Origin of the sequence: Mesorhizobium sp. STM 4661, from assembly GCF_000359125.1 — a bacterium.
Lineage (GTDB): Bacteria > Pseudomonadota > Alphaproteobacteria > Rhizobiales > Rhizobiaceae > Mesorhizobium.
Window position 1 is genome coordinate 69544 of the sequence record NZ_CAAF010000070.1, and the last position, 9685, is coordinate 79228.

At 60.6% G+C, this 9685-nt stretch carries 16 protein-coding genes; 5 read left to right on the forward strand and 11 right to left on the reverse strand.

Annotation, left to right across the window (positions count from 1 at the left end; all coding sequences use genetic code 11):
• Nucleotides 1-10 precede the first annotated feature (10 nt).
• The 8 genes from MESS4_RS23810 to MESS4_RS23835 all read right to left on the reverse strand — a co-directional run bounded on the left by MESS4_RS23810 (nucleotide 11) and on the right by MESS4_RS23835 (nucleotide 3089).
• On the reverse strand, nucleotides 11-193 hold the full coding sequence (locus MESS4_RS23810; RefSeq protein ID WP_006336497.1) for a hypothetical protein: 183 nt from the start codon (nucleotides 191-193) through the stop codon (nucleotides 11-13).
• Between the two features lie 285 nt (nucleotides 194-478).
• The gene (locus MESS4_RS23815; protein ID WP_006336499.1) at nucleotides 479-775 is read right to left on the reverse strand and encodes a hypothetical protein; all 297 of its coding nucleotides are present in this window, start codon (nucleotides 773-775) and stop codon (nucleotides 479-481) included.
• A gap of 166 nt (nucleotides 776-941) precedes the next feature.
• Nucleotides 942-1049: a hypothetical protein gene (locus tag MESS4_RS32600; RefSeq protein ID WP_006336500.1), complete on the reverse strand. Its 108-nt coding sequence runs from the start codon at nucleotides 1047-1049 to the stop codon at nucleotides 942-944.
• Between the two features lie 215 nt (nucleotides 1050-1264).
• Nucleotides 1265-1603, reverse strand: coding sequence for a hypothetical protein (locus MESS4_RS23820; protein WP_006336501.1), 339 nt, complete (start codon nucleotides 1601-1603; stop codon nucleotides 1265-1267).
• Nucleotides 1582-1800 carry a hypothetical protein gene (locus MESS4_RS23825; protein WP_006336502.1) on the reverse strand — a complete coding sequence of 73 codons (219 nt, stop codon included), beginning with the start codon at nucleotides 1798-1800 and terminating at the stop codon, nucleotides 1582-1584. The genes MESS4_RS23820 and MESS4_RS23825 overlap by 22 nt, the downstream gene beginning before the upstream one ends.
• Nucleotides 1785-2054 carry a hypothetical protein gene (locus tag MESS4_RS23830; RefSeq protein ID WP_006336503.1) on the reverse strand — a complete coding sequence of 90 codons (270 nt, stop codon included), beginning with the start codon at nucleotides 2052-2054 and terminating at the stop codon, nucleotides 1785-1787. Before MESS4_RS23830 ends, MESS4_RS23825 begins: the two co-directional genes overlap by 16 nt.
• Before the next feature lie 99 nt (nucleotides 2055-2153).
• Entirely contained in the window at nucleotides 2154-2321 is a 168-nt protein-coding gene (locus MESS4_RS34065; RefSeq protein WP_006336504.1) for a hypothetical protein, read from the reverse strand.
• 3 nt (nucleotides 2322-2324) lie between these two features.
• The gene (locus MESS4_RS23835; RefSeq protein WP_006336507.1) at nucleotides 2325-3089 is read right to left on the reverse strand and encodes an N-acetylmuramidase family protein; all 765 of its coding nucleotides are present in this window, start codon (nucleotides 3087-3089) and stop codon (nucleotides 2325-2327) included.
• A 77-nt stretch (nucleotides 3090-3166) separates the two neighbouring features.
• Here MESS4_RS23835 and MESS4_RS23840 point away from each other — a divergent pair, with 77 nt between their 5' ends.
• The 5 genes from MESS4_RS23840 to MESS4_RS35035 all read left to right on the forward strand — a co-directional run bounded on the left by MESS4_RS23840 (nucleotide 3167) and on the right by MESS4_RS35035 (nucleotide 5533).
• The gene (locus MESS4_RS23840) at nucleotides 3167-3358 is read left to right on the forward strand and encodes a hypothetical protein (RefSeq protein WP_006336509.1); all 192 of its coding nucleotides are present in this window, start codon (nucleotides 3167-3169) and stop codon (nucleotides 3356-3358) included.
• A gap of 491 nt (nucleotides 3359-3849) precedes the next feature.
• On the forward strand, nucleotides 3850-4017 hold the full coding sequence (locus MESS4_RS34070; protein WP_006336515.1) for a hypothetical protein: 168 nt from the start codon (nucleotides 3850-3852) through the stop codon (nucleotides 4015-4017).
• A gap of 183 nt (nucleotides 4018-4200) precedes the next feature.
• A complete protein-coding gene (locus tag MESS4_RS34075; protein ID WP_006336516.1) occupies nucleotides 4201-4377 on the forward strand; it encodes a hypothetical protein in 177 nt (58 codons plus the stop codon).
• A gap of 376 nt (nucleotides 4378-4753) precedes the next feature.
• The gene (locus tag MESS4_RS23845) at nucleotides 4754-4975 is read left to right on the forward strand and encodes a hypothetical protein (RefSeq protein WP_157385648.1); all 222 of its coding nucleotides are present in this window, start codon (nucleotides 4754-4756) and stop codon (nucleotides 4973-4975) included.
• 3 nt (nucleotides 4976-4978) lie between these two features.
• Nucleotides 4979-5533: an acyltransferase gene (locus MESS4_RS35035; RefSeq protein WP_006336519.1), complete on the forward strand. Its 555-nt coding sequence runs from the start codon at nucleotides 4979-4981 to the stop codon at nucleotides 5531-5533.
• Here the strand turns inward: MESS4_RS35035 and MESS4_RS23855 are convergent.
• Genes MESS4_RS23855 through MESS4_RS31270 form a run of 3 tightly spaced genes read right to left on the reverse strand, consistent with a single transcriptional unit; the run spans nucleotide 5526 to nucleotide 9672 of the window.
• On the reverse strand, nucleotides 5526-6239 hold the full coding sequence (locus MESS4_RS23855) for a class I SAM-dependent methyltransferase (protein WP_036241969.1): 714 nt from the start codon (nucleotides 6237-6239) through the stop codon (nucleotides 5526-5528). The two genes, MESS4_RS35035 and MESS4_RS23855, sit on opposite strands and share 8 nt — an antisense overlap.
• A gap of 58 nt (nucleotides 6240-6297) precedes the next feature.
• Nucleotides 6298-6480 carry a hypothetical protein gene (locus MESS4_RS33680; RefSeq protein ID WP_157385649.1) on the reverse strand — a complete coding sequence of 61 codons (183 nt, stop codon included), beginning with the start codon at nucleotides 6478-6480 and terminating at the stop codon, nucleotides 6298-6300.
• A 3-nt stretch (nucleotides 6481-6483) separates the two neighbouring features.
• On the reverse strand, nucleotides 6484-9672 hold the full coding sequence (locus tag MESS4_RS31270; protein WP_006336522.1) for a hypothetical protein: 3189 nt from the start codon (nucleotides 9670-9672) through the stop codon (nucleotides 6484-6486).
• Nucleotides 9673-9685: the final 13 nt, after the last annotated feature.

Here is a 9685-nt window from a genome sequence, read left to right on the forward strand (position 1 = left end):
CAAACGATGCCTACTGCTTGGGCGACTGCACGGGCACCTCGCCGGGCTTGATCACCGGGGTCCTGCCTTCGTCCGGCGGTGGCGCGGCCATACCTTGATCGCCTGTCGGTGGCGGCTGCAGCACGCCGTCGCAAGGATCGAGCGTGTCGGACAGGCTGTTGTTGTTGCTGCCACCTTCAAATAGCCCACTCAAGAAGAAAACTGGCCAATTTATGGGCGGACATTGCCATTGGCGAATCGTTAATCAGCGATTGCTACTATTCCGGACCATGACCAAGAATCTCGGAAATGCGCAGAGGAACATTCCCAGGGAAACGGTGAACCGCTCTCTCCTGAGCCGGCTGGCGCCGGCTTTGTTTCCCCTGGCGGTCGTTGCCCTTGGATATATGATCGGCCGGCAATTCTTCGGATTTTAGCATATGTCGCCCGAAGGCGCGTCGAAGCGACTTAGAGCATCCGACGCGAAGCCGAATGCTTCTCAATCCGGCAAATCGAAGACCGGTTCCTCGCAGCGATGGACCAGGCACTGGCCGTCACGTGTCCTGACATAGGCGGCGGTTGGCACCTCCGGCCAGCCGCATTCGTTGCAGAATTGACGGACATATCGGTCACAGGTGTTGCGGCCAGTGGTCAGCACGACCGCGTGACGGCTCTGGATCAGAAGCTGCGTCTGCTCGCACGTCATGGTGCGGGTGTCCGGGCGGGCGTAAGCCATGCTTGTGACGGCAAACAGGATCGCTCCGGCGGCTGTCAAGACGATTGGGCGAGTCGGCATGAGCGGCATCCATGAGATTCATCGTGCCTAACTCGCACCGTCCCTCGTGGTTCCGCAAGGTTGACGGTGGAGCAACAAACTCGTGACCTTGATCGTCGAACCGAGCGCCAAAAACGAAAAAGCCCGCCACACCTCTCGGTGTGGCGGGCTTTCAAAAAAATGGATTTCACTCCGCCGGCGGCGGTACTTCCGGTTCACTTGACACCACCGCGGCGGCAATTGCCGCGAGCTTGCCCTTCTTGACGAGCGTCGGCTTTTCGTAGGTTTTCTTCATGAGCCCTCTCCTCGTTACATCGTAAAATTGGCTTTTGGATCCAGCTCTGTCAATAGGCCGTTGCCAATTGCCATGAGGTTTACTCAAGCAGCGAATCTTAATGCCGTCATGCAAAAAATACGCAGTGAATTTGCGACGGCGACATGCAAAGAAACAATCCCATCGCATGAATTCCTTCATACGCGACATGCGTTAGACTTCCGCCGGGCACGATTTCACTCCTCCCTCCTCGGCTTGAACCGCCGCACCATCACCTCGAACACGATGTCCGAGATCCACATCGCCGAGACGCCGATCAGGAACGCCGCGGCCAGCGTCGTGGTGTCGTCGCCCGGAACAGGCAGGCCCGTGGCGCGGAAATAATGCACTACGGGGAGCGTGAGATATGCCGCCGCCAGCGCGCCGCAGATCGGCGACGCCACCATCTCGCGGACTTTGTAGCGGTGGCGCGACAAGGCCCGCAAAATGCCGCCGGAAAGGCCGGCGACCAGCACAGGCGCCTTGATGCCGAGCGTATCGAGAAGCTCCTGCATCATGGCGTCCACCCGCACCATCTGGCGCCCTTCCCGTTGTAGGCATTCATCTCGTCGAGCTCGGGCCGCGTCATCGCCGCGACGACGGAAGCGGACGAGCGTCGCGGCTGGTTATGGTCGCACCAGACCTGGCGCGGATTGCCGACCGAACCCGGCGTCGTGCATCCGGCGAGCAACAAGCCCCCAACCAGCAGGCCGATCATCAGCGCCTTGCCCATCGCATCGCCTCCCGCCGCGCCGCTTCGTCCGGCAGGTCGCGCGCCGAGCGCTCGGCATCGGTCGCCTCGCGGTCCATTTCGAGGCGGTCCTCGGCGGCGGCGAGTTTTTCCGCAGCTTGCCTCGCCGCATCCTTTCTCGCCCGGTCGACCCCGCCGGCAACGTAGAGCCCGATGCCGCCGGCGAGCGCGGCGAAGATCGCCATGATCGTCTCGTTGCCGGCAAGCGCCGACAGGATTGCGAGGAGCGCGCTCATAACAGCAGCCCAAGGATTAAGCCGGCGACCGCGCCGACGACGAGCGGCGGCCAGGATTGGCGGAGGTAGGCGGTGATCAGTTCAACCCGGCCTTCCATGTCACGCGCCCTGGTTCGGGATGCGATAAACGCCGCCGGCCACAAGGGCACCGACGATCAGGTCTCGCACCACATCACCGAGGCCGGGGATCTCGACCCGAAACTGCTGAAGGCCGATCAGCACGCCAATGCCGGCGACTGCGACGATGAATTTCGAATAGCGAGCCATGGTTCATTTCCTTCCGAACAGTTTGAGGATGAGATTGAGGAGCGCGGTCCAGAAGCCTTGCTTTGCCATAGGCACGGGAGCCGCTACGGGCGGCGCGGCGGGCTTTGGCGACTGAGGGGCCGGGATAGGTGCTGGCTGGGGAACCGCGGGAGAGGCCGCGGGCGGCCAAGGCGTGTCCTTGATGCGCGACCATTTGCGATAGGCGTCGGCAAGGCGGGTGTCGTAGGCGTTCTTCCTGTAGGACGCGCCGTTGTAGCCCTTGGCGAAACCGGCCCAATCGTGATTGCGCAATTTGTCGGCGAGCCGTTTCTCGGCGATGAAATTGACAGCCGCTTCAAGCTGCAGCGCCTCGTCTTCCATCATGGCTTCGACCATGGCCTGCACGGTGAGGAAGCCGGCTGCCTCGAAATTTTCGCCGAGAACCTGGCCGAGGCCCCACGACGCCGATTTCAGCGCCGCTGTCTCGTCGATCGCGCAAGCGGCCTTGAGTCTGGGATAGCTATCCCTGGGATAGGGGTTTTCGCCCCACTTCGGGTAGGCGAGGCCGGCGGCGACGGCTCGCGCCCGTGCCGCCCCCGACAGATTGCGGAAAAAAACATGCGGCTCGAACAGGATGATCGGTCGATCCTGCGCATCGAAGCCGTGGCCGCTGGTCTCGACATCGAGAAAGGCGTGGATCTCGTCCTCGCCGACGCCGATCAGCGCACCAAGCCTGGGCAAATCGAGGTCGTCCAGACGCTTCGCGGCACCCTTGAAAGCGGTGTTCATGACAGTTCCTTTCCGCCTGGCCACGGGCAGTTGATGTTTGCAAGCGATCGTGTGAAATGAGCGCAGGGGATCTGCACATGTCGGAAGACGAAGAAACGGCAATGGCCGCGGCGCGCTGGACGGTGAAAAGGGAACTATGCGCGGTCGGCCGCGACAAGCCGCTGCTGGTGACGCTGGCGGCGATCCTCTGCCTCTATTGCGGGCTGGTCGCCGGGCCGATCCTCTATGCGTTCCTGGCCATTCAGGGCATGGCGGATTTCTTCAAATGACGGCATTGGCCGTTTGAATATCGCTCCATCCGTGCCCTCGCCTCGATGGAAATCGCTTAGCCGGGATGAAACTGCTCCGGCAAATCGTTCGTACCTTGTGGGACACAAGGTGCGGGAGGGCACGTGACGATAAGGATCAGGCTTCCGGGGGGAACTCTGAAGATCAAGAAAAAGGACGAGCTGCGTCGCCGTGAGCAGAAGCGCGAAGTTCCGGTCTGGCAGATCGGAGATCACTTCATCATATGGTGGCCAAGCAGCATGTCGGATCGCCCATCCAAGCGCCCGCCGGAACGGTGATCCAAAACCCGCGGTCATGAAAGATCCTGGGCGGACCAGGACAGAATGACTGCGCCTCGATCTTGGCACCGCGCGTCCTTCGCACGCTCAAGGACGCTGTTCCAGAAACAGTCCCAGAAATAGTCAACGCCCGGCCGTTGACTCTTCCGCCACGGAAGCTTTTTGTCGCTGCATTGCACAATGAGGTTGGGCCGATGGCGGTGCGTATCAGTTTACCGGGCGGCACCTTGAAGGTGAAGGTATACCGGGAGTTGCGGGACCGCGAGCGTGAGCGTCGCGTACCGGTGCTGAAGGTGGGCTCGCTATATCTTATCTGGTGGTGGAATCGTCGCCGCCCAGTCAACGACCAGCCGTTGGGCTGACCGCGCCGGACGATCCCGGTACGGCAACCGTTGTACCCCTCGATCATAAAACCGTTATCCGACGGCTGTACCGTGGATCGACCCAGAAATAGTCAATGGCCAGATGTTGACTCTTCCGCGAGGGAAGGTCTTTAATTGCTGCAATGCACACTATTGCTGCGTTGCACAACGGGAGTTGAACCGATGGCAGTGCGTATCAAGTTGCCGGGCGGCACGCTGAAGATGAAAACCTACCGCGAGTTACGCGGTCGGGAGCGCGACCGACGCGTGCCTGTCATGAAGATGGGCTCGCTGTATTTTGTCTGGTGGTCGAATAGCCAGCAGGGTTCTCACGGCAAGCCTCAGGACAGCCATCGCTAGCCGTGGCGCCTGCCAGCTTGGAGGCGGGCGCGTCCCTTGGACGCACAAGGACATCTAAGTTTCTGAATCCGCAAAGGCCAGTCCGGCAGCCAAATGGCCGGCAGACCACCGGCCGATCCGGGTCAACCATGGCTGTGTGCGGCAAGTCGATATCGGCATGCGGCGCGACTATGTCTACGCCACCGACATCGAGACTTTATCCGATCAGATGATATCAGATGATAGACGCTGGCATTTATGCGATGCGCGGCGCCAAGAAAGGGACTGAGCGTGACCGGGTCGAGGCGATCTTCAAAGCGATGATCGCGGCGCAGTAGCGCTTGCAAAGCTGTATCGCTTGCCGCAAATGGTGGCGAGCAAAACCGAGGACATGGTGATGGCAGATTTACCGATAGCGCCAACACGCTTCCGATATTCAGTGCAGTTGATAGACGAACGCATGATCCCTCTTGTGGTCATGGACACCGACAACCCAAACGAAGCTAGGAAAGCATACGACGAAGTCTGTGGACACCAATATCGGCGGCATTTCAGGTTCATCGGCGGACCAGAAGTTATCGACGAACGGCCGCCGCTGGCACCATTTGGGCAAATTTGATCCATGCCTTTTGTTCCGCCATTCCTTTACCGTCTGGCTGGCATCAAGGCTGGCGCCGGCACAAAGATGAGCCTGAGGAGCGTGCGTACTGCCCGCAATGGCCGTCACGAGATCGGCGAAGGCTCAAATCTCAACTGTTATTTTTCATATGACCGGCCCGAGGCGCAGATCACGATCGGCGACCGCAGCTACATTGGCAAAAGCCATTTGGTCGCCGCTGACCGCATAACCATCGGGAATGACGTGATGGTCTCGTGGGGAACGACGATCGTAGATCACAATTCTCATTCGCTTGATTGGGAACAGCGAGCACACGACGTTGCCGGCTGGAACCATGGCAAAAAAGACTGGTCTGGCATCGGCATCGCACCGGTCACCATCCAGGACCATGCTTTTATTGGGCTCGGTGTCATCATCCTTAAAGGTGTTACGATCGGCAAGGGCGCAGTAGTTGGTGCCGGGTCTGTCGTGACAAAAGACGTGGCACCCTTCACTACGGTTGCCGGCAATCCGGCGAGACTGATCCACGGTCCTACAGATCAACAGAGAGTTATTTAGCGCTGCACAGGGCTCCAGCCATGTACGCCATGCTGCGAACGGCAGTCTTTGGCGCGAACCTGAGGAATTCGGTTCGCAGTTTGTATTTTACCCAGCCTTTGGACTTGCCGGCCAGATGCTGTTCATATGCGAGATCGTGAGCGAACGTCATCAATCTTTCGACCGTGAGGTTGGAAGTCTTCAGCAAGTTGTCAAAAGTCAGCGGCGTGTAGAAGTTGATGTGCCCGTATGGGCCGGACATTCGGATCGCCTTGGGAAGATTTCGCGTATGCTCCAGCGGCACCTCGACATAGAGCTTCTTGCAAACCCTCGCGGCCTCCCGCAAGAACATCCGTTCGTGCTCGACGTGCTCAACGACATGGATGGCGAGACCGAGATCGAACGATTTGTCGGGGTGCGGGATATGGTAGCCGTCAAAGACATCGAGGCTGGCGAGATTGGCGATCTTTCTGGCCCTGATCGCCTCGACGCCGCTGGTCGAAATTTCAACCGCTCCAAGCGTCTTCCCAAGACCCTTCTTGTTGAGCTTGTCCAACACGGCGCCTTCGCCTGCGCCTATGTCGAGAATCCTTTCGAACCTTTCGCCTTCGATGATCGCCTCGATGTGGCCGACTGATTGCTTCGAGGCTATCTCGCGTTTCGCCGCGACTTTCCCATCAGTGTAATAGTCGTCATAGATATCGATGATGCTGCCGGCGTTGGTCATTGTGTCGGGCTCCTCTTTGGGAACCGTGCCATAGCCCGCGAACCGCGTCCAGCGCAGACTAAGCCCCACCTAGCCAAACCTCTACAAGACCTTCAACGTCGCCGTCAGGCACAGGGATTTCCCGGCTGTGCTTTGGGTCGCTTGGCTTGGTGATCAGGATCTTGTCGCCGACCACCTGCCATTCCTCTCCGTCCTGAAGCTCAGTGACGACGTCGCCCTTGTGCATTATTATCATTGGCATCGCTTACCTCCGTCCTGCCGCGACGCCGGCGATGAGCACAAGCGCTTTGCGGTACTCGCCGTTGTCGTTGTTGTGAAGCCCGTCCTGAGTGAAGCCAGCGGCCAACCAGTCGAAGCCGTCCAAGGGGAACAATGCGACGCTGCTGCGCGCCCGGTACGTTTGCCGGATAGCACCGTTCGCGGCGTCGTATGTTCGGCCGCCGGTATAGCTACCATCCCAGCCGCCCGACGGGCGAGTTGGCGGCATGGCGAACATGCGTGGGCAACCGCCCGCCTCAAGGGTATTGAGGACAGAGTTCATGTTGGTGATAATCGACGCAGGCGGCGTGCCGAAGCTGTCGTTGATGCCGAGCGGGATGATCGGCACCAGCTTGCCGCCGAAGGCCGATGCCTGCGCCATGGCAGAAGTCAAGCGAGCGGTGTTGAACGAGGAGAAAGCATAGCTGCCATGTGCGAACCGCGCCGTGCGCAGCCGGGGGCGGCTGCCGGCCACCTTGACGCCAAGCCGCACAAGGCCGGTGATTTCGACTGGCCCGCCGACCGCGGTGATCGTATAGGTGCCGCTTGCAACCTGCCCCGTCAGGGATGGCCCGGTGTATTGGTCGAGTGCCAGCACGCCAGCCGCGTTGACCGTCTTGTAAACCGCGCCGCCGTTGTAGGCGAAGGCCAGCGACCCAGAGCCAGGCTCTTGTGTGAAAAAGACATCGACCTGTTCGTATGCTTTCGGCGCGCAGATCATTGACGCCCCATCCGCAAGGATAAGGCTTTCGCCGAGTGGCCCTCGCGATCCTGTCGAAACGGAGCCGCTGGTCGTCAATCCATAGAAATCCGGCGTATAGGTAGAGCTTGGCCGCAAGGCCGTCATGATAGGCTCGTCCGCCGCAATGCCCAGATTTGCGAAGCGCGTCACGAGGTTGAACCAGTGCGTATCGCCTGTGCTGGCAAAGGCCCAATGGTCCTTGCTGTCGCCGATCGGGGCGAGCACATCGTTGTTGGCGATGTGCTCGGCAAGCTCGGCCCGGAAAGCATCATAGAGATTGTTGAGCGAAGGCCGTTCGGGGATGAAGAAAGTAACCCCGTTCACCTTCGGCTTGCCCGGACCATAGAACCCATTGCCAGTAGCGGAAATGGTAGTGAGCGCGAAACTGCCTGGCGGCGCATAGGGATTTGGATGGGCGGCCGCAGCCGTCGCGAAGATCGCAGTCGCATCAACGACGCCATTAGGGTCTGCATCGTCAAGCAGGCCCATGCCAGTGTTCTGCGCACCGCCGCCGAGAGCAAGGGCCGCTTGGGCAAGCAGACCTGTCTTGATTGTGAAAGCCACTTCAAAGCGGTGCGTCGCCTGATCGATGACAACGGCACCGTTCGAAAGCACGCCCGACCTCACCCATGCTCGGATGCCTTCTGGGTTGGCGCCCGGCTGATATTTGTAGAGGCCGCCAGAGATCGCAGGATACTGGCCTGCCATGATGGGAATGCTGAGCGGGATTGGCAAAACACCATTGGACAGCGTGATGTCGTGAGTGCTTATGACGTTGATGGTCAGGCCACCCAAATATTCAACGACATGGATCCTTGAGGCTCCAGTCCCGGCCGCGCCGACATCGACCTGCGTTATGAACCCATCGACTGGCTGAGGCGCTTGCACAATGACGCTGTAGTTGGCAGGGGTGTTCGTGCCGGTGTTTACGAGATTAGGCCAACCGACCAACGTCTCCGTACCGACAACATCGAGCAGATCGTTCGATGTCTCATAGGCGGCACGGGCCTTGACCCCGACTTCGCCTGTAAAGGTCGGTTTCCATTGCGGGCCATTCGTAGTGGCGATGGTCTTGGCGGTATGCGACGTGGGGACTGACGCCGTGAACCACTCACTTTCACCATTTGGGATGGTGCCAGCAAGATAGTACCAAGTGCCCGCCCCGCGCTTGAGGCCCATGACGCTGCCTGCTGGCTTAAGGATCGAGAGGCCAGAAACGACAGAGGAAGGGCCGGCCGGTACCGAGATGGTCTGTTCCGAAACAGCACTTAGCGTCCCGTCGCCTTCGACGTGAGAGCAGATTATCTGAATTGTGCCAGCAGCAGCGCCGAAGCCCAGCTCCAGGCTCGATAGGTATTCATCGACCGCCGCCAGCGTGGTGGGCCAGTAATAGACGCTGTTGTTGCCGACAGCCGTGCCGCCAACAGAACCAGTGATCGGGACCGGCCCAACCGTCCGCGATCCGATCAAGGCGATGACTTCCGCCGCCGACGCGCGTACACCCGTGTCGACCGCAACCGGCCCGGCCGCCACGCGGTACATGCCCATGATGCCGGCCGACACTTCGGTCCAGAAATACTCGCCGACATCGACGTTCCGGCCCAAAACCACGGCAGCGCTTGCGCCCGTCAATCCCGCCGACGCCGCGAAGCTGAAGCTCGGCGCCACCGTATAGGAACCGGGAGCCGTGATGATGATCTGCGTCAGCGCGCCGCCTGCCACCACGAAGCGGCCAGCGGCGCCCGAACCGGTACCGCCCGCAAACGCCAAATCGAAAGTGCCGTCCGTGCCTCCTGATCCCCCGGTGATCGCACCACTGCCGATGACGCCAGGGCCGATCGCCGCCGCGATCGTCGGGAAGATGCCCTTGCCGTACAGCGAAGCATCGCGCGCGGCCTGGGCGCTGGCCAGATTGGCCGCCGTGGTGACGACATCGGCGGCGGTTTGTCCGGCATTGGCGGCAGAGGCGGACGCGCTGGCCGCTGCCTGGCCGGCACTGACCTCGGCGGCATCCTTCAGCACCTGCGTTTCATCGCGCAGCGCTTCGACCTCATCGACCACGTCCGAGATATCGGGTGGCACGAATGCGGCAATGGCGATGGCATCGATGCCCACGACCGGTTCATTGACAGTGAATTCAAACACCCGGTCGGCGTTGATCGACCCGACCTGGGTGTGGACCGTCGTCCCCTTCTGCAGGGTGCGGGCGGTGCGGGCGTCGGCGGCGCGGAACCATTCGCCCTCGCTCGCCGTATAGATGCCGTTTTGCGTCGGATCGACCTGATCCTTGGCCAGCACCCGGTCACCGGCCTCGGCCGGCACGCCGTCAATGGTCTGCAGGCCATTGAGGATGACGTTGGCCGTGGTCGCCAGACGCACGGGTTCGCGTTCGCCGGTCAGAAGTCGAACGGCGGCAGTTGCAGGTCGGGCCATGAGGGATTGCTCC

Bases quoted from the DNA above. Each gene is read 5' to 3' on its own strand.
- MESS4_RS23820 (WP_006336501.1), bottom strand. From the start codon at position 1,603: ATGGTGCGGGTGGACGCCATGATGCAGGAGCTTCTCGATACGCTCGGC.
- MESS4_RS34075 (WP_006336516.1), top strand. From the start codon at position 4,201: ATGGCAGTGCGTATCAAGTTGCCGGGCGGCACGCTGAAGATGAAAACC.
- MESS4_RS23855 (WP_036241969.1), bottom strand. From the start codon at position 6,239: ATGACCAACGCCGGCAGCATCATCGATATCTATGACGACTATTACACT.
- MESS4_RS23835 (WP_006336507.1), bottom strand. From the start codon at position 3,089: ATGAACACCGCTTTCAAGGGTGCCGCGAAGCGTCTGGACGACCTCGAT.
- MESS4_RS23840 (WP_006336509.1), top strand. From the start codon at position 3,167: ATGTCGGAAGACGAAGAAACGGCAATGGCCGCGGCGCGCTGGACGGTG.
- MESS4_RS34070 (WP_006336515.1), top strand. From the start codon at position 3,850: ATGGCGGTGCGTATCAGTTTACCGGGCGGCACCTTGAAGGTGAAGGTA.
- MESS4_RS23830 (WP_006336503.1), bottom strand. From the start codon at position 2,054: ATGAGCGCGCTCCTCGCAATCCTGTCGGCGCTTGCCGGCAACGAGACG.
- MESS4_RS35035 (WP_006336519.1), top strand. From the start codon at position 4,979: ATGCCTTTTGTTCCGCCATTCCTTTACCGTCTGGCTGGCATCAAGGCT.
- MESS4_RS33680 (WP_157385649.1), bottom strand. From the start codon at position 6,480: ATGCCAATGATAATAATGCACAAGGGCGACGTCGTCACTGAGCTTCAG.
- MESS4_RS23845 (WP_157385648.1), top strand. From the start codon at position 4,754: ATGGCAGATTTACCGATAGCGCCAACACGCTTCCGATATTCAGTGCAG.
- MESS4_RS32600 (WP_006336500.1), bottom strand. From the start codon at position 1,049: ATGAAGAAAACCTACGAAAAGCCGACGCTCGTCAAGAAGGGCAAGCTC.
- MESS4_RS23815 (WP_006336499.1), bottom strand. From the start codon at position 775: ATGCCGACTCGCCCAATCGTCTTGACAGCCGCCGGAGCGATCCTGTTT.
- MESS4_RS23825 (WP_006336502.1), bottom strand. From the start codon at position 1,800: ATGGGCAAGGCGCTGATGATCGGCCTGCTGGTTGGGGGCTTGTTGCTC.
- MESS4_RS34065 (WP_006336504.1), bottom strand. From the start codon at position 2,321: ATGGCTCGCTATTCGAAATTCATCGTCGCAGTCGCCGGCATTGGCGTG.
- MESS4_RS31270 (WP_006336522.1), bottom strand. From the start codon at position 9,672: ATGGCCCGACCTGCAACTGCCGCCGTTCGACTTCTGACCGGCGAACGC.